At 43.2% G+C, this 19,367-nt stretch carries 24 protein-coding genes; 9 read left to right on the plus strand and 15 right to left on the minus strand.

Features of this window, described 5'->3' with window-relative positions:
* Position 1: 1 nt before the first annotated feature.
* Positions 2 to 1,870, minus strand: a complete 1,869-nt coding sequence (gene mnmG, locus WCY03_RS10300; protein WP_345992686.1) for a tRNA uridine-5-carboxymethylaminomethyl(34) synthesis enzyme MnmG — start codon at positions 1,868 to 1,870, stop codon at positions 2 to 4.
* Positions 1,871 to 1,961: 91 nt separating this feature from the next.
* Here mnmG and WCY03_RS10305 point away from each other — a divergent pair, with 91 nt between their 5' ends.
* A complete protein-coding gene (locus WCY03_RS10305) occupies positions 1,962 to 2,276 on the plus strand; it encodes a pyrimidine/purine nucleoside phosphorylase (protein WP_345992688.1) in 315 nt (104 codons plus the stop codon).
* Between the two features lie 11 nt (positions 2,277 to 2,287).
* Here the strand turns inward: WCY03_RS10305 and WCY03_RS10310 are convergent, their stop codons facing one another.
* Both WCY03_RS10310 and rd read right to left on the minus strand, forming a co-directional pair.
* Entirely contained in the window at positions 2,288 to 4,915 is a 2,628-nt protein-coding gene (locus WCY03_RS10310; protein WP_345992690.1) for a diguanylate cyclase, read from the minus strand.
* A 125-nt stretch (positions 4,916 to 5,040) separates the two neighbouring features.
* Positions 5,041 to 5,205: a rubredoxin gene (gene rd, locus WCY03_RS10315; RefSeq protein ID WP_345992692.1), complete on the minus strand. Its 165-nt coding sequence runs from the start codon at positions 5,203 to 5,205 to the stop codon at positions 5,041 to 5,043.
* Between the two features lie 122 nt (positions 5,206 to 5,327).
* On the opposite strand from rd, the gene WCY03_RS10320 reads away from it, so the two are divergent.
* From WCY03_RS10320 to WCY03_RS10355, 8 genes are all read left to right on the plus strand, one after another.
* Complete coding sequence (locus WCY03_RS10320; protein WP_345992694.1) at positions 5,328 to 5,519, plus strand: hypothetical protein; 192 nt, start codon at positions 5,328 to 5,330, stop codon at positions 5,517 to 5,519.
* A gap of 87 nt (positions 5,520 to 5,606) precedes the next feature.
* A complete protein-coding gene (locus tag WCY03_RS10325; RefSeq protein ID WP_345992696.1) occupies positions 5,607 to 6,293 on the plus strand; it encodes a tetratricopeptide repeat protein in 687 nt (228 codons plus the stop codon).
* Between the two features lie 23 nt (positions 6,294 to 6,316).
* A complete protein-coding gene (gene ribE, locus WCY03_RS10330) occupies positions 6,317 to 6,928 on the plus strand; it encodes a riboflavin synthase (protein ID WP_345992698.1) in 612 nt (203 codons plus the stop codon).
* Between the two features lies 1 nt (position 6,929).
* Positions 6,930 to 7,196: an EscU/YscU/HrcU family type III secretion system export apparatus switch protein gene (locus WCY03_RS10335; protein ID WP_345992700.1), complete on the plus strand. Its 267-nt coding sequence runs from the start codon at positions 6,930 to 6,932 to the stop codon at positions 7,194 to 7,196.
* On the plus strand, positions 7,193 to 7,615 hold the full coding sequence (locus WCY03_RS10340) for a RimK/LysX family protein (RefSeq protein ID WP_345994085.1): 423 nt from the start codon (positions 7,193 to 7,195) through the stop codon (positions 7,613 to 7,615). The genes WCY03_RS10335 and WCY03_RS10340 overlap by 4 nt, the downstream gene beginning before the upstream one ends.
* An 11-nt stretch (positions 7,616 to 7,626) precedes the next feature.
* Positions 7,627 to 8,559 carry a 30S ribosomal protein S6--L-glutamate ligase gene (gene rimK, locus WCY03_RS10345; protein WP_345992701.1) on the plus strand — a complete coding sequence of 311 codons (933 nt, stop codon included), beginning with the start codon at positions 7,627 to 7,629 and terminating at the stop codon, positions 8,557 to 8,559.
* Positions 8,560 to 9,609, plus strand: a complete 1,050-nt coding sequence (locus WCY03_RS10350; RefSeq protein ID WP_345992703.1) for a succinylglutamate desuccinylase/aspartoacylase family protein — start codon at positions 8,560 to 8,562, stop codon at positions 9,607 to 9,609.
* Positions 9,610 to 9,611: 2 nt separating this feature from the next.
* The gene (locus WCY03_RS10355) at positions 9,612 to 10,649 is read left to right on the plus strand and encodes a peptidase M42 (RefSeq protein WP_345992704.1); all 1,038 of its coding nucleotides are present in this window, start codon (positions 9,612 to 9,614) and stop codon (positions 10,647 to 10,649) included.
* On the opposite strand, the gene WCY03_RS10360 is transcribed toward WCY03_RS10355, so the two are convergent.
* The 12 genes from WCY03_RS10360 to rplM form a co-directional block, all read right to left on the minus strand.
* The gene (locus WCY03_RS10360; protein WP_345992706.1) at positions 10,620 to 11,384 is read right to left on the minus strand and encodes an MnmC family methyltransferase; all 765 of its coding nucleotides are present in this window, start codon (positions 11,382 to 11,384) and stop codon (positions 10,620 to 10,622) included. The two genes, WCY03_RS10355 and WCY03_RS10360, sit on opposite strands and share 30 nt — an antisense overlap.
* A complete protein-coding gene (locus WCY03_RS10365) occupies positions 11,384 to 11,869 on the minus strand; it encodes a hypothetical protein (RefSeq protein ID WP_345992708.1) in 486 nt (161 codons plus the stop codon). The genes WCY03_RS10360 and WCY03_RS10365 overlap by 1 nt, the downstream gene beginning before the upstream one ends.
* Positions 11,853 to 12,155: a hypothetical protein gene (locus tag WCY03_RS10370; protein WP_345992710.1), complete on the minus strand. Its 303-nt coding sequence runs from the start codon at positions 12,153 to 12,155 to the stop codon at positions 11,853 to 11,855. The genes WCY03_RS10365 and WCY03_RS10370 overlap by 17 nt, the downstream gene beginning before the upstream one ends.
* Before the next feature lie 246 nt (positions 12,156 to 12,401).
* Positions 12,402 to 13,358: a thiamine pyrophosphate-dependent enzyme gene (locus WCY03_RS10375; RefSeq protein WP_345992712.1), complete on the minus strand. Its 957-nt coding sequence runs from the start codon at positions 13,356 to 13,358 to the stop codon at positions 12,402 to 12,404.
* A 12-nt stretch (positions 13,359 to 13,370) separates the two neighbouring features.
* Positions 13,371 to 14,594, minus strand: coding sequence for a 2-oxoacid:ferredoxin oxidoreductase subunit alpha (locus tag WCY03_RS10380; RefSeq protein WP_345992714.1), 1,224 nt, complete (start codon positions 14,592 to 14,594; stop codon positions 13,371 to 13,373).
* Entirely contained in the window at positions 14,594 to 14,989 is a 396-nt protein-coding gene (locus WCY03_RS10385) for a 4Fe-4S dicluster-binding protein (protein ID WP_345992716.1), read from the minus strand. Before WCY03_RS10385 ends, WCY03_RS10380 begins: the two co-directional genes overlap by 1 nt.
* 10 nt (positions 14,990 to 14,999) lie before the next feature.
* The gene (locus WCY03_RS10390) at positions 15,000 to 15,557 is read right to left on the minus strand and encodes a pyruvate flavodoxin oxidoreductase subunit gamma (protein WP_345992718.1); all 558 of its coding nucleotides are present in this window, start codon (positions 15,555 to 15,557) and stop codon (positions 15,000 to 15,002) included.
* 133 nt (positions 15,558 to 15,690) lie between these two features.
* Positions 15,691 to 16,320, minus strand: a complete 630-nt coding sequence (locus WCY03_RS10395) for an HAD family hydrolase (RefSeq protein WP_345992720.1) — start codon at positions 16,318 to 16,320, stop codon at positions 15,691 to 15,693.
* The gene (locus WCY03_RS10400) at positions 16,317 to 16,916 is read right to left on the minus strand and encodes a class I SAM-dependent methyltransferase (RefSeq protein WP_345992722.1); all 600 of its coding nucleotides are present in this window, start codon (positions 16,914 to 16,916) and stop codon (positions 16,317 to 16,319) included. The genes WCY03_RS10395 and WCY03_RS10400 overlap by 4 nt, the downstream gene beginning before the upstream one ends.
* Positions 16,909 to 18,417 carry a peptide-binding protein gene (locus WCY03_RS10405; RefSeq protein ID WP_345992724.1) on the minus strand — a complete coding sequence of 503 codons (1,509 nt, stop codon included), beginning with the start codon at positions 18,415 to 18,417 and terminating at the stop codon, positions 16,909 to 16,911. The genes WCY03_RS10400 and WCY03_RS10405 overlap by 8 nt, the downstream gene beginning before the upstream one ends.
* A gap of 98 nt (positions 18,418 to 18,515) precedes the next feature.
* Positions 18,516 to 18,908, minus strand: a complete 393-nt coding sequence (gene rpsI, locus WCY03_RS10410) for a 30S ribosomal protein S9 (RefSeq protein ID WP_345979754.1) — start codon at positions 18,906 to 18,908, stop codon at positions 18,516 to 18,518.
* A 10-nt stretch (positions 18,909 to 18,918) separates the two neighbouring features.
* On the minus strand, positions 18,919 to 19,341 hold the full coding sequence (rplM, locus tag WCY03_RS10415) for a 50S ribosomal protein L13 (RefSeq protein ID WP_345992725.1): 423 nt from the start codon (positions 19,339 to 19,341) through the stop codon (positions 18,919 to 18,921).
* Positions 19,342 to 19,367: the final 26 nt, after the last annotated feature.

Raw genomic sequence — 19,367 nt, forward strand, 5'->3', positions numbered from 1 at the left:
GTTATCGTTTCGATATTTTTATATAGATATGCAGTATTTCTAAAGCTGCGGGGGTTACTCCGCTTATTTGCGAAGCGGCCTGTAGCGTTGGCGGGTTGAACTTTTCTAGTTTCTCCACGATCTCTTTTGAAAGTCCGCTTACTTTTTTGAAGTCAAAACCCTCAGGGATCTCGATGGTGAGATATTTTTTCATCTTCTCGATCTCTTGGCTTTGTTTTTCTACATAGCGGGAGTATTTTGCCTCTACTAAGATCTCCTCTTTGATGTAGTCTGAGAATTTTTCCAGCTCAGGCACTATGGCAACCATTTTTTCTACCGTAAATGTTTTACGCGCTGCAAGCTGCTCTGCGTAGATGGTGTCTGTTATTTTGTCCTCGCCCATGCTTTCAAGCAGTGCTATGAACTCTTTGTTCGGTGTGAACTTTGTCTCTTTTAAAAGTTGTACACCCTGGGCTATCTGCTCTTTTTTTGCAAGCATCTTTTCATATGCATCTTGCGGGAGAAGTCCAAGTTCGTGACCGTAACCGCTTAAGCGAACGTCTGCTGACTCTTCACGAAGAAGCAGACGGTATTCGGCACGGGATGTAAACATTCTATACGGCTCTTTTGTTCCTTTTGTTACAAGGTCGTCTATGAGCACGCCTATGTACGCTTCATCACGGCGAAGGACTAGCGGCTCTTTTCCTTGGAGTGAAAGAGAAGCGTTGATGCCCGCCATTAGCCCTTGTGCTGCAGCTTCTTCGTAACCTGTCGTACCGTTTATCTGCCCTGCCAGGAAAAGGTTTTTTATCTTTTTAGTTTCAAGAGAGTGTTTGAGTTCTGTCGGGTCTACGTAGTCGTACTCAATGGCATAACCGTAACGCACGATGCGCGCATTTTCCATCCCCTTAACGGAGTGGATCATCTCCTCTTGTACGTCAACAGGTAAAGATGTGCTCATACCGTTTATGTAGCACTCTGTGTTGTCAAAGGTCTGCGGTTCGATGAAAAGATGGTGCTGGTCTTTGTCGCGAAAACGGTTTATCTTGTCTTCGATGCTCGGGCAGTAACGCGGCCCTACTCCCTCGATCTGCCCCGTAAAAAGAGGAGCTCTATGAAAGTTACCCTCGATGATGGCGTGAGTTTCAGGGTTTGTGTAGGCGATGTAGCACGGCAGCTGTTTTTTTGTGCGTGCAAACTCTTCACGGTCCGTTCTAAAACTAAACGGTGTCGGTACGTCATCGCCGGGTTGTTCTTCCATTACGCTAAAGTCGATGCTTGAGCTGTCGATGCGCGCACATGTTCCCGTTTTTAAACGTCCCACACGTACGTCTCTACTTTTTAAAGACTCCGAGAGGTTTTCTGCACTAAACTCTCCAAAACGCCCTGCACTCTTTTGGTATTCGCCGATGTGGATAACACCTTTTAAGAATGTTCCCGTCGTAAGGATTACGCGTTTTGCCATGTATTCGTGGAAAAGCTCCGTTCTTACACCAACGACCGTGTCGCCATCAAAGATGAGTGCTTCTACAGTCTCTTGTTTAAGCTCCATATTCGGTGTGTGGAGGATCTTGTTTCTGGCGATGATACGGTACTTGTCCATATCTATCTGCGCGCGGGTTCCGCGAACTGCTGGTCCTTTTGTCTGGTTGAGTATGCGAAACTGTATGCCCGCTTCATCGGTAATGAGTCCCATCTCGCCGCCAAGAGCGTCAAGCTCGCGCACCAAGTGACCTTTTGCAAGACCGCCCACGGCGGGGTTACAGCTTGTTGCTCCCACTTGTTCGGCAAGCATAGTAAGTAAAAGGGTTTTATGCCCCATTCTTGCAGCGGCAAGGGAAGCTTCTACACCTGCATGTCCCGCGCCGACCACGATTACGTCATAATTCATCTGTTTTCCGTAATGTAAAATAATAATGGAATTATACCCTTTTATCTTTGCATAGAGAATAAGATATAATTGCGCAAAAAAAAGGTTACATATGTCAAAGTTTACAAACGTCGATGTCGTTAAAGAAGCAAATATCTATTTTGACGGAAAAGTCACAAGCCGTACCGTTGAATTTTCAAACGGAGAGAAAAAAACTCTTGGGATCATGCAAGTAGGTGAGTACACTTTCGGCACGGGTGATGCAGAGATAATGGAAATTTTACAGGGAGAGTTCTCTGTAAAACTACCGGGTAGCGACGCATTCGTAGATATGAGCGCACCGTGCGAGTTTAACGTACCTGCAAACAGCTCGTTCGATATCAAAGTAAAAACCATTACGGATTACTGCTGCTCATACATAAAATAGTCATACTCTTTTTATGAGTTAAAGATGTAGTATCTGTTCTTACCCGCCTGTTTTGCCACGTACATCGCCTGATCGGCCTGGCGGATAAGCTGATCGCCGTCAAGTTCGCTGTCTTGCGGATAAAAAGTAACTCCTATACTTGCAGATACCTGCAGGTCTAACTTACCGATGAGTATAGGTTCGTTCGCGGCATTTAAAAGACGCTCAAGCACGGGCGATGCAACCGATCTGTCGTTCATATCGGCGATGATCGCCACAAACTCATCTCCGCCGAGCCTTGAGAGGGTATCTTCGTTGCGCAGTGCGAACTTCATACGTTTTGACACCTCGATGAGGACCTTGTCCCCGATCTCATGTCCGTAAGTGTCGTTGATCTCTTTAAATCCGTCCAGATCAAGATATACGACCGCAAGATAGCCTCCGTTTCTCTGTACATGAAGCATCGCTTGATTGAGCCTGTCGGATTTTAAAATACGGTTCGGCAGACCGGTCAAGGAGTCGTAATGAGCTATAAATTCAAGCTCTTTTTCATATTTTTTCATCTCCGTTATATCTTTTGTGGTTACGAGCAGCCTTTTATTGTCGGGCATCATAGATATTGACATATTCACAAAAAGCTTTTTGCCGTTTTTGACTATGCAGGTTTTGTTAAAAGATTTTAGATACCCCTCTTTTTTTACGATCTCTACCGCTTCTAGTGCATGCTCGTAATCCTCCGGTGCAGTCAGCTCCAGACATGACTTGCTTAAAAGCTCCTCTTTTGTAAAGCCGGTCATCTCCAGGTAGGCTTTGTTGCAGTCGAGAAAATTGGTCTGCAAATCCAAGATCGCTATGCCGTCTTTTGAAACACTAAAAATAGCTTCGAGTTCATCTTTTTGACTATTGATGAGCTTTTGCTGCTCTTTTTCTTTCGTGATATCTATGAAAACACCCAAAGCTTCGCTATCCGAATGTTTAAGCGCGGTGAGGCTGACACGAAGCACTATAGGCGTAGAGTCTTTTTTGACACACTCTATCTCTCCCGTGTAGACACCGGCTTCAGCCAAAGTTTCATACGCCTCTTTTCCGTACTCTAAGTACGTCTGCTCATCAGCATATATTATGCGCGCATCTTTACCCTGCAGCTCTCCCTTAGCATATCCGAACATCTCGTCAAATATTTCGTTGGTCCATAAAAAACGTCTGTTTTTCAAATGCACGAAACCCGTGGTTTTTATCTGCATCAGTGCTTCTTGCTGATTTAAAAGCTTTTTGAGACTGCGTTCATATTTTTTCTCTTTTGTTATATCATGAAACGTTCCATAGAGATACGTCATGCCGTCAAGCATTATGGTTACCGCATTTACGTTTACATCTTTTTCAAGCCCGTTCTTTGTTCTGTGCTTTGTTACAAACGTGTTCCACCCTTTTTCAAAGATGCGCTCTTGTCGTTTTTTGATCTCATCGTCCGTATCGTTTACTTCCAGATCCCTGACGGTTATGTTTTTAAACTCCTCTTTCGTGTACCCGTACATATCCAAAGTCTTTTGATTGAACTCTATAAATTTCTGCGTAGCCGGATCGATCAAAACGATCGCATCTAAAGACTCTTTAAAAAGAGTAAAAAATTTTAGTTGGGATTTTTCCAGCTTTTTATTGAGTTCATTGTAGAGTTTTCCGACACTTGAAGACAAAAAGACGCTTGTAATAGCCGCGAGGAAAAATACTATCAACACGATAAACAGATACAAAGTCGATCTTTGCTCGCTCGTATCCTGCTGATATTTGTGTTTTAACTGCATTATCAGTATCAGGCCGTCTTTGATCGGCAGATCCAATCTTTTTGAGATAAAGTTCTCATGTATCGTTATGCTGCCGGAGAGTATTTTGTCTGCGGAGTTCGCAAAATCGCTTTTTATATTGTACTTGGGATGCCGATAAAACCCCCAGCTTTTTGAATTGTCATAATGAGACAACGGGTATCCTTGGTCATTTATCAGGATCATATCGTATAAAGGCGCATTCAAAAATCTCTGCAAAAAACCCTTCATAAAATAGTTGATGATGAGTATACCGTCAAAATGTCCGTTTTTTTCGATGGGAAGGACGGCTCTTAAGGTCGGTTTGTAAGGGATCTCGACTTTTTTATGTTCGATGTTGAGATCAAGCGCGGAAAACCATACTTTTTCCAGAGGTTTGTTTTTTGAGTCGAAGAAGTAGTACCTGTTAGATTTGTTTTGCAGATCTGCTTGATGAATAAAAAACGGTTCGCTGTTTTCCTTTTCTCGATCGATTCTTATCCTTTCATATCCCTCTTTGTCTATATACCTCAACTGCATCAAGGAGAGATCGTCTTTTGCTATTATCTTGAACATATCCTTCATATCTTCGATAGCTTCTCCGTTTTGTTGTGTAAGAAACTCGTTAAAGGCTCTGGATTTTCTGACGGTATGAAGCGTATTTGAAGCATGATCGAGAAAATTTTTAAAGAAAAGTTCTCTCTCTTTTGTTTTTTTTACCGCATTTTCAAGCGATATCTTATTTGCCTGATTGCCCAAAAAAAGATTTTCAAGAGAGATGAATGAAAAGATGAGAGCAATAGCGAAAATTATAAATATCAGTGAAACTTTTTTATTGACTTTGTTGGCACTTTGAATCATATTAAATCGATACTTTTTCTAATGTTATAGCCAAAATTATAACATCCTACTTTTAAAGTAGGTTGTTGCATAACTATTTGGGCATAAAAGAGATGGCAACAACCTTGTATGTAACAAAAAAGTTATTAATCCTCCAAAGGCTCGAAAACTTCCTTCGAATCACCGCAGTCCGGACAGACCCAGTCATCCGGCAGATCTTCAAAAACGGTTCCGGGAGGGATGCCTCCCTCTTCATCACCGATCTCTGGGTCGTAAATATAATCACAGGTGGTACAGATATATTTTTTCACGATATCTCCTTTGACAAGATAATATTTCAAGATTATAAAACAGCAATGTTAACAGAAGCTCTTTATCATCTAATTAGTCGAATTTATTAAGTTTTTATGATACTCTGTATAAAATACATTTTATGAGTAATAACAAAGATAAAAAAGAAGATCTGTTCAAAGATTGGGTTCCTGAAGTAGTTGAGTATGACGAAGAGGTTGACGGCGGCGGAGAGCATCTTGTACGTCATGAGCTTTTAGCAAAAAAAGAGGAGCTGGTAGACACTATCGTGAAGATGAAGAACAAACGCCGTATAAACAAACTCAGGCGTTAACTTTATGATCGTATTTAGCTTTTTTCATTTATCGTAAGCTAACGATATATCAAATACAATTAGAAAAATTCAATAAAAAGACAAACCATGCTAAAACAGGCACATGAAGCTTATAACAAACAAGATTTCAAGACTGCGTTTGATATGTATACGAAACTAAGCCAAGAAGGGGACGCGGAAGCGCAGACTTCGCTGGCTTTCATGTACCAAAATGCACAAGGGTGCGAACAGGATCTGCAAAAAGCCGTAGAACTTTATACGCAGGCAGCAGAAAACAAACAGCCTTATGCCCTGTACAACCTCGCACTTTTTTATGCGAACGGTCTTCACGGCGTACCCTTTGACCAATACAAAGCGCATCAGCTTTTCTTAGAAGCAGCCGTCAGGGAAGTTCCGCCTGCGATGTATGAAGCGGCGGTCATGCTCGAAAAAGGGGTCGGCTGCGTCGGCAACTTCAGCGAAGCAGCGTTTTGGTATGAAGAAGCGGCAAAACGCGGACATCTGGAAGCCTTTAACAATCTAGGCGTCTTGTACAAAGACGGCCATGGGGTGATGAAAGACGACAGAAGAGCTTTCATCTGTTTTTCACGCGCGGCAGAAGGGGAGCTTAAAGAGGGTCTTTACAACCTCGGACTTCTTTATGATCAGGGTATCGGATGCGAAGAGGACCACGACAAAGCACTTGACCTGTGCAGAAAAGCGGCATACAAAGGGCATCCAAAAGCAAAAGAGATCATCAAATCCCTTCAAGAAGACGGAAAGATAGTCTTTTAAACCAGACACGGCAAAGGAAACATTTGTTTACAGGACTCATACGCGAAATGGCAGAAGTCAAAAGCCTCTCGGGAAGCACTCTTACGCTCCGCGCAAAATATAAAGCCGGTATCGGCGACTCTATCGCTATAAACGGTGCCTGTCTCACTGTCACAAAGGTGAACAGCGACGGTTTTAGCGTAGAGCTTTCCCCCGAAAGCCAAAAGATACTGGCGATGGAAAACTACAAAAGCAGAGTCCATATAGAGCCTGCCATGAGCATGGGCGACAAATTTGAAGGGCATATCGTACAGGGCCATGTCGACACCGTAGGAACGATAAAATCCATCAAAAACAACGGCAACAGCTATGACGTCTTTATAGATATCGACAAAAAATTTATCTCTTACGTCGTTCCAAAAGGTTCCATCACGATCGACGGAGTAAGTCTTACGATAAACGAAGTGTTCAAAGACTCCTTCAGACTTACGATCATACCCCATACGATGAAAGAAACCCTGTTTGCAACCTACAAAACCGGCTCACACGTAAACATAGAAACGGATATGTTCGCACGCTACGTCGCGCATATACTCAAACATCAAGCGTCCTCTCCTTCCTGGGACGACTTCGACAAGATAAGTTCGCTCTACTAAGATGAACAGCGATAAAGCCGTAGCACTCAAATACGACAAAAAAGATACGGCCCCAAAAGTAGTAGCTTCGGGAAAAGGCGAACTCGCACAAAAAATAATCCAAAAAGCAAAAGAGTATAACGTTCCCATTTTTTCAAATCCGGAGCTTGCCTCCTCTTTGATAAATCTGGAGCTGGATCACGAGATACCCGTGCAGTTATATCAGGCGGTAGCCGATGTATTTATATGGCTGATGAAAAACGAATCCAAAGCGCAGGCACCGTCATGACCGATAAAAAGATAGTGGGAAGAAAAGAGCTGATCTCGATCATCGATCTACAACTCTATGATCTGGACGCAAAGGTCGATACGGGCGCGGATTCAAACGCTCTGCATTGCGACGACATTTTTATCGATGAAGACAACTTCGTGCATTTCACGCTCTTGGACGAAGTTCATCCCTCCTATCATGGCAAAAAAATGAAGATGCCAGTTCATAAAATAAAAAAAGTAAAAAGCTCTAACGGCATCATACAAGAAAGAGCATCCATAAAGGTCTCGGTCAAATTCTTCGGCAAAAGATACAAGACCGTAATATCTCTGACAAACCGTGCAGATATGAAATATCCGATGCTCATAGGCAGAAAATTTTTGACGAACAAATTTTTAGTCGACGTCTCCAAAGAGTACCTGACACAACAAGCATAAAAAGGAAAAACATGAGAGTCTATATATTATCGAGAAACAAAAAACTTTACTCTACAAAAAGACTTGTGGAAGCTGCACAGCAAAGAGGGTGGGAAGTAAGAGTCATCGACTACCTGAAGTGCAGTATCGAGATCATGAAGGGGCATCTCAGAATCAACTATCTGGGAGAAGAGCTTCCCGTTCCCGATGCCATCATTCCGCGTATCGGTGCGAGCAGGACGTTTTACGGTACGGCTATGGTAAGACACTTTGAGATGATGGAGTGTTTCAGCGTCACGGGAAGTCTTGCGATCAAAAGAAGCAGAGACAAACTAAGAAGTCTTCAGATCCTCTCTAAAAACGGCGTGGATATGCCCCGTACCGTCTTTGCATCGAACAAATCAAGCGCCAAAGACGTTATAGCACTCAGCGGAGGCGCACCGCTTATCCTTAAAATACTCGAAGGTACGCAGGGAGTCGGCGTAGTTCTGGTAGACAGTGAAAAAGCGGCAAAATCCGTCCTTGACGCATTTTACGGTATGGAAGTAAACCTGCTGGTTCAAGAATACATAGAAGAAGCGGGCGGAGCAGATATCAGAGCCTTCATCGTCGGCGGCGAAGTCGTAGGTGCTATGAAACGACAGGGAGCCGAAGGAGACTTCAGATCGAACCTGCATCAGGGCGGAAGCGCGAGTGCACATAAGCTCTCGCGCAAAGAGAAGGCTGTCGCGCTTGCGGCGGCCAAATCGATGGGTCTTGGCGTATGCGGAGTGGATATGATCCCTTCATCCCGCGGTCCGCTTGTCATGGAGGTGAATTCATCTCCTGGTCTTGAGGGAATAGAAAAATCTACGAATATAGATATCGCGAGTAAGATAATGGATTATATAGCAAAGAACGTGACTCCTAAAAGCGACACCGTTTCCAAAAAGAAAAAGCTGAAAAAGGACAGCATAGGAGCATAGATGTCCGGTGTGAAATTTATCATAGGATCTCAGGAGATCCCAAAAAATTCCAATGTCGTTATCAATCTTGAACTGCCCAAACTCTACAACACGCCTACAAACCTGCCCATAAGGGTTATACGGGGTAAAAAAGAGGGACCGGTCGTTTTTATCAGCGCCGCGGTGCACGGCGACGAACTTAACGGCATAGAGATCATAAGAAGATTTAAAAAGCTCGAGATCCTGCAAAAGCTCAAAGGAACCGTTATTCTCGTTCCTATCGTAAACGTTTACGGGATAATGACGCTCTCGCGATATCTGCCCGACAGAAGAGACCTTAACAGAAGTTTTCCGGGAAGTTCCAAAGGCTCTTTGACAAGCAGGGTAGCAAAGATATTTTTCCAAGAGATAGTAAAAAAATGCGATCTGGGAATAGACCTGCACACGGCGTCCATCCATAAATCGAACCTTCCTCAGATCAGGACGAATCTGGACAACGAGTATACATTCAAGCTTGCAAAAGCATTTCAGGCACCCGTGATTCTGCACTCAGAGCTCAGGGACGGATCACTCAGAGCAGCCGCTCAGGAAAACGGCGTGCCGATACTGCTGTATGAAGCGGGAGAAGCACTCCGATTTGATGAAACAAGTATCAGAATAGGCGTAAAAGGACTTGTAAACGTACTGAGAGAAAACGGAATGCTGCCAAAAAAAGGGATGAAAAAAAGTATGAAGATCCCCATCATAAGCAAAACCAGTCAATGGATCCGTGCCGGAGAAAGCGGGATACTAAGAACTATCAAGGCACTTGGAGATACGGTAAAAAAAGAGGAGACAATCGCATATATCGACAATCCTTTAGAAGACGGAAATTTTGAGATAAAAGCCGTCTTTGACGGCGTTATCATCGGAAAATCGGAAATCCCGCTGGTTCAGGAAGGAGATGCGGTATTTCACATCGCAAAGTTCAGAAACCTTGAGGCGGCCGAAGACAAGATAGAGTATTTCAACGAAGACGCGTTTGAACAAAGCGAGTTCATAGAATTAAACGAAGAGGACACGATAGAGTAGCCATGGAACAGTTCTACGATATTTTAAAACAATTGATACGCATACCGAGCGTCGTAGGGGCCGAGCACCCGTTTTTTATGTTCGTCAAGCGCGAGCTCGAAGAGATAGGCGTTACCGTCGAATACTATGACGGCGTTTTGGTCGCAAAAGGAGATGACCCCTCAAGCGGATACCTCTCTGCTCATTCGGATAGAAACGGGCTTATCTGCACCGGACACAACGAGTTTCAGTATGCGGCATTCATAGCAAAAAACAGAGCCGATCTGACGGGAAACTCAAACTCTGAGCAAATGCTAAACAACTTTACGAGCCGTTTCGTGGATGAAAAGGTCCAGGCGTATCAGCCGTGGTCGGGAAGCTATCTGGGTCTTGGCGTCATCAAGGAAGCATATCTTTGTACAAGACGAAACAACATCATCTTCAAAGTCGAAGGGTTCGACCATCTTTTTCCCGGAACACCGATCGCTTTTATGGACAAGCTGGAGATCAAAGACGACCTCATCAGCGCGCAGCTTGACAACGTTCTCTCGGTCGCCATCATCATCTATATGTACCAGATAGGATACCGGGGAACGGCATTTTTCACATCTTCTGAAGAAGCGGGAAAAAGCTGGAGATTTTTGCTCGAATGGTTCAAGCGGTTCGATATTTCGACCGATGAACTGCTTGTTTTAGATACCAGTCCCTACAAGACGCTTGAAGAGTTAAAAAATATAGATATAGTACTCAGACACAGAGATGCAAATGCCGTTTTCCGATCATCGCTAAAAGAGAAGATCAAAAAGATCGCGATAAAAGAGAAGATACGTTACCAGTTCAAAGACACCTATCTCAAAAACAAAATGGCTCAAAACGGAACTAAAGGCTCGATCGGCGTCACCGAGCTGGGAAGGCTTATCCATGCCACAAAGGGAGCTATACAGGGTACGACCCTTCAGATACCGACGATCGGGTACCATACCGTCAATGAGACTACATCGGACAAAGCGGTGCAAAGCATCATCACCGTTTTAAAGAGACTGTATATCGGCGTCGCTTAAAGCTTTTGCACCGGGATTGCAAAGGATCTTATGAGGCATATCTACCACCTCATATCCTTCAATTGGCGAAGGAGAAGCGATCGTGGAGCTTCTGCACCCTTTAGGTGTCGCAAGGTAAATATTAAACCCGTTTTGATGCAAAGCGAGTCTTGTCGCCAAAGAGACAGAGTACGTCGTCAGCACACCGTCATCTTTAATAAGCTTTTTAATATCTTTGAAATACTCTTTGGTCCAAAGAAGCGGATTAGCAGCAGGTGAAAAAGCGTCCTGATACACGATGTCGAACTTTTCCTTACATATGAGAAGATACTCTCTTGCATCACCGAGGTAGAGGCTTACATGCAGGTCATCGTCTTTATACTCGCCCGTCGTTGAAAGCGAGACGATGATCTTTTTAAGATCATCGAAAATATCGGGATATTGAAAGTATTGTAAAGAATTGATAAGCTCTCTATCAAACTCAGGTGAATAGACAGAAAGTTTTTTTTGTATCCCCTCGCGTTTCATGTAGTAAAGTGTCGCAAGCGTATTGAACCCTAAACCGAAGCAGATATCAAGGATCGTCAGCTCACTTTTGTTTTTTGAAAGCTCAAATGCCGGGATGACATGTTTTTGCAGGGACTCCGTAAGCGCGCCGTCCTTTGTAGAATGATAATGCTCACCGAACTCTTTTGAAAAGGCGGTAAACGTGCCGTCTTCGCTTTGCACCGTCGTATGTTTTTGAGAACTCGGCATTACAGACCGTTACCCCACATATGCATCTTCTTTGCCATAATAAGATCATAACCGTCGATGATCTCTATCTCGTTGGCCGCGCGAAACTCTCGCTCATACAGCCATGATTTTACTTCATCGATATCCATTACGCCCTTTTTTTCCATAATGATTATCTGCGCCGCATTTGCCAGGGTCATATAAGCGTTTTTAAGCATCCGTTCTTTATCGGAGTGTTTTGCAAGCACGTCTTGCAAGATGACGATATCGTTGTCTCTTGGCAGTGCACGGAACACTTTGTCGTAGTTTTCCACATACTGTACTTTTACGTTGTCGTCAAACTCTTCTGCCTCGTTTTTTGGCTCATATATCGCAAGATTCAGCGTTCCGCCCGCTTCTTGAAGCATACTGCTGAGTATCGGCGTCAACGCATCTTCTTCTGCTCTTGCATGCAAGATAGTAAAACCGGGCAAGGGGGAAATGAGCTCTTTAATACGCGAGTTCATGAAGTTCTTTAAACAGATATGCTTCTACGATGTCGTCGATATATCTCTGGGTATGAGCCACAAGAACCTGCATCTGCTCCTCCATAAAAGGCCAGACATATTCGTTGTCGTCAAATACGACGGCCGTTTCGGCAAAAATCTTGAAATCTCCTCTGTTTTCTTCAAAGAAGACTTCGACGATCTCACCCTCTTCCACTACGACCAAAGCCCATTTTTTAACGTCGTTTATTCTGCAAAGTTTTGCTTCTTCGACATCGTCACTGTCCATTGCGAGTAAAATATTCATATTATCATTCCTATTTTTCTTGTGATTTTACCATTATTTTTCCATTACCGTAACTTGGAGAAAGCGTTAATATTTTATTTTAAAGAAGTCAAAAAGGAAAAGGTCAAAAAGTTTTAGATTTAGTGTAGATTGTGTCCAAGTCGGACTGAGGTAGCACTAACAGTGCACCGACGTCCGATTTGGACGCAAGTGCGTGCCCGACCGAAGGGACAATTGCCCTTGGGGCTACTGAAGATGAAGCTTTTATTATACGCGTGCTTCTTCGCGGCGTTGCAGATACGCCCACTGAGCATCGATACGCTCTTGCCACTCTTTGATAAGATATTTGTACTCATCTTTGAATAGATGTTTAAAACGTCCTTGTGCTGCAAGATATTCCTCTACAGGAACGATGTTTTTAGGACGGTAAGTGATGTTTAGTTCATGACCGTCGATTATTTCGTAAAGAGGGAATACCAAAGAATCCGTCGCCAGATCAGAGATACTCATAGTATCTTTCGGATCAAATTTCCACTCTGTCGTACAAGCACTCATCGCGTTGATAAATACAGGTCCGTCCACAGCTAGACCGTGCTGGATCTTTTTCACCATGTCTTTCCATTTGTTTGGAGCGACCTGCGCTACATATGGAACCTGATGAGCCGCCATGATAGAAAGCATATCTTTTTTGTTTTTCTTTTCACCGTAGCTTATACGTCCAGCAGGAGAAGTAGTAGCGCTTGAACCGATAGGAGTAGAGCTTGAACGCTGTCCTCCCGTATTTGCATATACTTCGTTATCAAGTACGACGTGCATGATGTTGTGACCGCGTTCCATACATCCCGAGATCCATTGGAAACCGATATCGTAAGACGCACCGTCACCTGCGAAAGAAACGAACTTAGGCTCACGATCAGGCTGCTTTAGACGCCCTTTTCTTTTTAGCGCTTTGTGCATTGCCTCTGCACCTGCAACTGCAGTCGAACCGTTCTCAAAACCGATATGTATCCAAGAAGCATCCCAAGACGTATATGGATAAACTGCCGTACACACTTCCAGACATCCCGTAGACGCCGAAAGGATAAGATCATCGTTTGTCGCATTTAAGATTTCACGAACAATGATAGAGTGAGCACAACCGGGACAAAGAAGGTTTGCCCCCTCAAAGCGATCCGCCGATGTTGAAAACTCTTTTAAGTTTTTAATTTTTTTCATTTCACTCATAAGAATCTCCTTTTATAAAAATGCCAGTTTCGGACCGCGAACGCCGATAAACTGCTGTAATTGAGTTGTTACTTTACCTGCGTCTGCATTTGCTTGAAGCTCTTTATACAGGTCTCTTAGATGTGTTTTTGTCAAGTCACGACCTCCAAGACCGTATACATAACCTGAAAGCAGAGCTTTGGAACCGGTGTTGTAAAGCGCACCCGCAATCTCGTTGAACAGCATACCCGCCGCTCCGTTTGGAGATGAACGGTCAAGTGCCGCTATCGCTTTTACGTCTTTAAGTGCTTCTGCGATCTGCATGAAAGGGAACGGTCTTAAAACACGGATACCGACGACACCCGCTTTGATTCCGTTTTCTCTCATCTCTTTTGCAACCTCGCGTGCAGTTTCTACCGATGTTCCCAGACATACGACTGCAACATCTGCATCATCCATGTCATATTTTTCTACGATATTGTATTTACGTCCGCTTAATTTCTCAAACTCATCGAACACCGCTTCAATTTTCGGGATCACCTTTGTCATAAGGTCTCTATGCTGACGAGCTTTATGCTCGAAATGCCAATCCTCTTCCGTTTGAACACCATGAGTTACAGGGTGGTCAAGGTCAAGCATATCGTTCATAGGCTTAAATTCGCCGACAAATCCGTAAGCTACGTCATCGCTTAGAGTTTTTACGCCCTGTGCGGTATGAGACGTCATGAAACCGTCTTGATTGACGATAGCCGGCAAACGGATATCATGATCTTCGGCTACTTTAAAAGCGATGAAGTTCAAGTCATACGCCTCTTGCGGATTGTATGCATCGAACTGTATCCAGCCGCTGTCTCTGACCATATACATGTCAGAGTGGTCACCGTTAACGTTAAGCGGAGAAGCAAGCGCACGGTTGACAAGGTTCAAAATGATCGGTAAACGCATACCTGAAGCTTGATAAAGCGTTTCAGACATAAGCGCAAGACCTTGAGACGAAGTCGCAGTCGCAACACGTCCACCTGCGGCAGAAGCACCGATACACCCTGACATCGCAGCATGCTCGGATTCGACCATAACAAATTCGCCTTCCACATAACCGTCTGCTAAAAACTTAGCATAACCCTCGACGATAGGAGTCGATGGGGTAATAGGATATGCGGCAACAACATCTATCTGACATTGTCTCAAAGCTTGAGCAGCAGCAAAGTTACCGTCCCAAACTTCAATGTCTCGTAGTTCCATTTTATCAAATGCCATTAGTTTTCTCCTTCATCTTTACTAGGCCAAGCAGCAAGTGCTTCTTCCTCATCTGTCTGTTCTGAATACATAAGAAGCGATTTCGGATTTGTAGGACACACCTCGACACAAATCCCGCATCCTTTACAGTGATCCATATCGACACCTACCATCTTTTTGTCACGAGAGATAATAGAGATATCCGGACAATATATCCAACAAAATTGACAATCGATACAAAAGTCTTTGTTAAACACCGGTTTTTCTATACGCCAGTCTGCGACACTTGCAGTAAAAGAGTTATTTTCCGAATAAGCTCTATCTTCTTGATGAATTAATGCAACATCTTTAACAGGACCGTTAAACGAACGAAGCATCGCACCGATTTCGAATTCATCCCACCCTTTATTTGCCATCATTCACTCCTTATTTCACTTCATCGTATGCACGCTGGATAGCCAGCATATTTGCATCAATGATTTTTTGAGGTAACTTACCCAGGATACGTTTCATATTCTCTTTAAAGAACTCTATGTCGTACATATTCGAGATTTTCATAAACGCGCCGAGCATCGGCGTATTTGGAATAGCACGTCCGATAGTCTCTTGAGCGATTTTGATACAATCGACCGTGTAGACTTTTTTACCTGCAAGCTTAGGCTGTGCAGCCACAAGCTCATCGGTGTTCATATGAGTAGTAACGATATAGACCGTACTTTCTTTATCGTTGATAGTAACGTCTGTCGTAAAAACCAAAGCCGGATCTATAACAAAAACATAATCCGGACTCATATATTTTTCGTGATTCATTATCGGTTTATCGTCAACACGATTATACGCAGTCATCGCTGCTCCACGTTTGGCAGATCCGTAAAATGCGAAAGCCTGCACCTCTTTTCCTGTCGTTGAAACAACGTCTGCCAAGCCTTTTGCACCAGTAACAGCACCCTGTCCCGCACGGCTGTGCCATCTGATTTCTAGCATTAAAGTCCCCTTACATATTGAAATTCAAAAAAGAATTGTTTTTACGTTTGGAGTATTTTATGAAACTTGCTCTTAAATATAGCTTGTTTGAAGAATGTTATTTATGAAGATGATAAAGTTGTGTTATATCTACCTATTTTAGGATACTTCGGACGGCTTCCAGTGCATTACTTTTTATTATATTCGTATGCTTTTTCAATTCCTCTACAGCTTCGTATTCACTTATCACTGCGACACTTTTTATGCCTGCATTTTTTGCTGAAATCAAATCCATTCTCGTGTCTCCGATCATCCAGCAATCTTCCTTGTCGACCCTTAAAAAATCTATCGCTTTTTGTATGGGCTCGGCATGCGGTTTCGGGTTTTTTACATCTTCTCTGCCGATTAATATTTCAAAATGTTTCATTACGTTAAAATGCTCCATCAAAAGCTTGGAATATTTGCCGGTTTTTGTCGTAACGACACCGACTCTTGCATTTTTACTTGCAAGTTCCACGGCCTCTCTTGCAAACGGCAAAAGCACCGTCTTTTGCGTCGATATCTCTCTATAATGCTCTTTATAAGCATCTACCAGATCCCAAACGATCTTTTCTTCGACTCCGAGTTCTTTATACATAACATCAAGCGGATGTCCCACCAAAGCTTTTATATCCGCTTCCTTTGGGAAAGGAAGATCGAATATTTCAAATGTTTTGTAAAAACTCTCCAATATGGCTTCTGTCGAATCTATAAGGGTTCCGTCCAGATCAAAGAGTATCGTCATCTTCTTGCCGTCAGCAAAAAGATGCCGTAAGGATTTTTGCCCTCTTTTTCCACTTCAAATATCTTTTCATAGCGCACCTCTTTAAAGCCGTGCTTTTTTGCTATATGGACAAGCTCATCTTCATCGAACCCGAAATGATGCACTCCTTCGTTATCCGGATGAAAAGTCCCGTCTTCGCTCATAAGATCGGCGATCGCGATGAAGCCGCCCTCTTTTAAAAGTTCATGCATCTTTGTAAAGAGTTTGTCCAGTTCCTTGATATGATGCATCGTCATGGAACTTACGATCCCGTCATACTTCTTCACGCTCTTAAACTCGCAGAAATCGCCGTAACAGGAAACGACGTTGTCCATCTCCAAAGCATCGAGTTTTTCAAGCATTCCCCGCGAAGTATCTATGCCCAGCAAAGAATTTACATGTAAAGCGATATTTCTGCTCAAAAGCCCGGTCCCCGCGCCGAAATCGATAACATCCATATCGTCTTTCAGCGGTATCTCTTTTACGATCGCATTGTAAGTATTTTGCGCAAGCTGCACGCGCATGCTTGAACTGTCCCAGCCTTCGGCTCTATTGTCAAATGTACTTTTTTCACTCATCTGTGATCTCCCAGTCTTTGTAGTTATACCAGATCCCGCTAGGGCTCGGCTCGATATTTTTTATTTTTTTGTTGGCTACGGCTATGTTATTGGGGATGAACAAAAACAGATACGGGTTGTCGGCTGTGATATCGGCAAAGATACTCTGCCAGATATGTGCCAGCTTCTTTCTATCCACCACATTTTGCATCACGTCGATCTCATGGTCAACTTTTTTGTTATGATACCCTATAAAATTAAACCCGCCTTTTTTATCGTTGTCACTATGCCACAAAAGATAGGGATCGGGCGTAGATGAGAGTGACCAGCCCAAAAGTACGGTATCAAACTTTCTTGGAAAGACCACCATATTTAAAAATGCCTGCCACTCCATAACGCGCAGCGTTACTTTGACTCCCGCTTTGTGAAGCTGATACTGCAGTATCTGCGCGGCATAAGGACGTACGGAGCTGGAGTTTGACGTCGTTATCTCAAAAGAGAGGGGATGCTTTTGATCATATCCGGCTTCGCGTAAAAGCTCTTTGGCTCTTTTTATGTTCTGTTTTGGCGCTTTGACATCCTTGTTAAAAGCGGCTCCCGTCGGTAAAAAAGGACCTGTACAGACTCTCGCATGTCCCAAAAACAGGATATTTACCAGCTCTTCTCTGTCGATAGCCAACGAGAGAGCTTCGCGGACACGCGGATCTTGAAACTTTTTCTTTCTTAAATTAAATCCGAGATACGTATAGGAGTGAGCAATATCTTCATATTTGTTAAAAATCTTGAAAAAGTTCTTGTTCACCTGTCTTTCAAGCTCCATCGGTTCAAGCGAGCCGACATCTATCTTTGCCGACTTTAGCATCAAAAAACGCGTCATAGGGTCGGGGATGACATGAAAGACGATCTTGTCTATCTTCGGACGTCCTAAAAAATAGTTCTCGTTCGCACTCAAGACTATATCTTTTGAGTATTCAAGACGCTCTAGTTTATACGCTCCTGTTCCTATGGGATGCGTGTTAAAAGAGGAGTTCATAAGATTTTTTTCGTCTTTTAGTATATGATAGGGCAAAATACCCATCATCCATGTTTCCAGTGCTTTAAAATAGGGTTTTTTATAGGTAACCCTTACGGTATCCTTGTCGAGGGCTTCGACGCTTTTGACCATGCGAAAAGTCGCGCTGTAGGGTGAAACTACGTTTTTTGAATTTATAAGATCGTACGTAAAGACCACATCCTTGGAACTAAAGGGAGCTCCGTCCTGCCACTTTACGTTTGGATGAAGTTTGAAAATAAGCGTCGTGTTGTTTTCAAAATAGAACTTCTCCGCCAGATCGCCGATGATGGTAGATGAGTCTTTATCGTATTTTACAAGACCGTTAAATATAAAATCAGCTATTTCCGATGAGCTTGAATCCGTCGCCAAAATAGGATTTAAACGCGAAGGATTCGCGGAGGTAGCAAGATGCAGCGTCGATGCGTGCAATGAGATAAAGATGATCAAAAGATAGAAATAGCGTATCATATAAAATCTTTTTAGAGGAATTATAGCAGTTAAAAGGTGAAAATTGTTTTTTGAAGAGAAAAACGGAAAAACCCCAAAGGGCTTTTTCCATGAAACGATTAACGTTTAGAGAATTGCGGTGAACGGCGTGCTTTTCTAAGACCCGGTTTCTTACGTTCAACAGTACGTGAATCACGAGTCATCATGCCTTCTGGTTTAAGGATCGCTCTAAACGATGCGTCGAACTTAACCAGTGCACGAGAGATACCGTGGCGTAATGCATCGGATTGTCCACCGAAACCACCGCCTAATGTAGTAGCTACGATATCAACCGATGTATCTTGTTTTGTTAATGCAAGTGGTTGTTTTACACGAAGTTTTTTCGCTTCAAGACCACCTAACCATGCGTCTAATGAAAGACCGTTGATTGTGATTTTACCAGTCCCCGGAGTTAACCACACTTTTGCTATTGAAGACTTACGACGTCCTGTTGCATATATTTTATTAGCCATCTATATGTCCTTACTTCGCTAATTGAGCAGTATGAGGATGTTCTGCACCTGCATACACTTTTAGTTTTTTAAGCATTTTAGCACCAAGTTTTGTTTTTGGTAGCATACCGCGAGTCGCCAGTTTGAATAGTTTCTCAGGATTGTTTTCTAAAAGCTCGGTCATTTTAACGCTTTTAGTCGATCCAAAGTAACCGCTGTGAGTAAAATACTCTTTACCGGCTATCTTACCTGCACCTTTGAATACAGCTTTTGAAGCGTTCACTACAACCACATAATCACCACAATCGAAATTCGGTGTATAACACGGTTTATCTTTACCGCGAAGACGAGTAGCGATCTCAGTTACGATACGTCCAAACGTCTTCCCTTCAGCATCGATCAAAACCCATTTTTGATCGATTTGTTCAGGAGTTGCAATTTTTGTAAATTTCATTCTCGAACCTTTCGTCGAATTAAAGT

Origin of the sequence: Sulfurimonas sp. HSL-1716, assembly GCF_039645975.1 — a bacterium.
Classification (GTDB): domain Bacteria; phylum Campylobacterota; class Campylobacteria; order Campylobacterales; family Sulfurimonadaceae; genus Hydrocurvibacter; species Hydrocurvibacter sulfurireducens.

Bases quoted from the DNA above. Each gene is read 5' to 3' on its own strand.
- mnmG (WP_345992686.1), bottom strand. From the start codon at position 1,870: ATGAATTATGACGTAATCGTGGTCGGCGCGGGACATGCAGGTGTAGAA.
- WCY03_RS10305 (WP_345992688.1), top strand. From the start codon at position 1,962: ATGTCAAAGTTTACAAACGTCGATGTCGTTAAAGAAGCAAATATCTAT.
- WCY03_RS10310 (WP_345992690.1), bottom strand. From the start codon at position 4,915: ATGATTCAAAGTGCCAACAAAGTCAATAAAAAAGTTTCACTGATATTT.
- WCY03_RS10320 (WP_345992694.1), top strand. From the start codon at position 5,328: ATGAGTAATAACAAAGATAAAAAAGAAGATCTGTTCAAAGATTGGGTT.
- WCY03_RS10325 (WP_345992696.1), top strand. From the start codon at position 5,607: ATGCTAAAACAGGCACATGAAGCTTATAACAAACAAGATTTCAAGACT.
- WCY03_RS10335 (WP_345992700.1), top strand. From the start codon at position 6,930: ATGAACAGCGATAAAGCCGTAGCACTCAAATACGACAAAAAAGATACG.
- WCY03_RS10340 (WP_345994085.1), top strand. From the start codon at position 7,193: ATGACCGATAAAAAGATAGTGGGAAGAAAAGAGCTGATCTCGATCATC.
- rimK (WP_345992701.1), top strand. From the start codon at position 7,627: ATGAGAGTCTATATATTATCGAGAAACAAAAAACTTTACTCTACAAAA.
- WCY03_RS10350 (WP_345992703.1), top strand. From the start codon at position 8,560: ATGTCCGGTGTGAAATTTATCATAGGATCTCAGGAGATCCCAAAAAAT.
- WCY03_RS10355 (WP_345992704.1), top strand. From the start codon at position 9,612: ATGGAACAGTTCTACGATATTTTAAAACAATTGATACGCATACCGAGC.
- WCY03_RS10360 (WP_345992706.1), bottom strand. From the start codon at position 11,384: ATGCCGAGTTCTCAAAAACATACGACGGTGCAAAGCGAAGACGGCACG.
- WCY03_RS10365 (WP_345992708.1), bottom strand. From the start codon at position 11,869: ATGAACTCGCGTATTAAAGAGCTCATTTCCCCCTTGCCCGGTTTTACT.
- WCY03_RS10370 (WP_345992710.1), bottom strand. From the start codon at position 12,155: ATGAATATTTTACTCGCAATGGACAGTGACGATGTCGAAGAAGCAAAA.
- WCY03_RS10375 (WP_345992712.1), bottom strand. From the start codon at position 13,358: ATGAGTGAAATGAAAAAAATTAAAAACTTAAAAGAGTTTTCAACATCG.
- WCY03_RS10380 (WP_345992714.1), bottom strand. From the start codon at position 14,594: ATGGCATTTGATAAAATGGAACTACGAGACATTGAAGTTTGGGACGGT.
- WCY03_RS10385 (WP_345992716.1), bottom strand. From the start codon at position 14,989: ATGGCAAATAAAGGGTGGGATGAATTCGAAATCGGTGCGATGCTTCGT.
- WCY03_RS10390 (WP_345992718.1), bottom strand. From the start codon at position 15,557: ATGCTAGAAATCAGATGGCACAGCCGTGCGGGACAGGGTGCTGTTACT.
- WCY03_RS10395 (WP_345992720.1), bottom strand. From the start codon at position 16,320: ATGACGATACTCTTTGATCTGGACGGAACCCTTATAGATTCGACAGAA.
- WCY03_RS10400 (WP_345992722.1), bottom strand. From the start codon at position 16,916: ATGAGTGAAAAAAGTACATTTGACAATAGAGCCGAAGGCTGGGACAGT.
- WCY03_RS10405 (WP_345992724.1), bottom strand. From the start codon at position 18,417: ATGATACGCTATTTCTATCTTTTGATCATCTTTATCTCATTGCACGCA.
- rpsI (WP_345979754.1), bottom strand. From the start codon at position 18,908: ATGGCTAATAAAATATATGCAACAGGACGTCGTAAGTCTTCAATAGCA.
- rplM (WP_345992725.1), bottom strand. From the start codon at position 19,341: ATGAAATTTACAAAAATTGCAACTCCTGAACAAATCGATCAAAAATGG.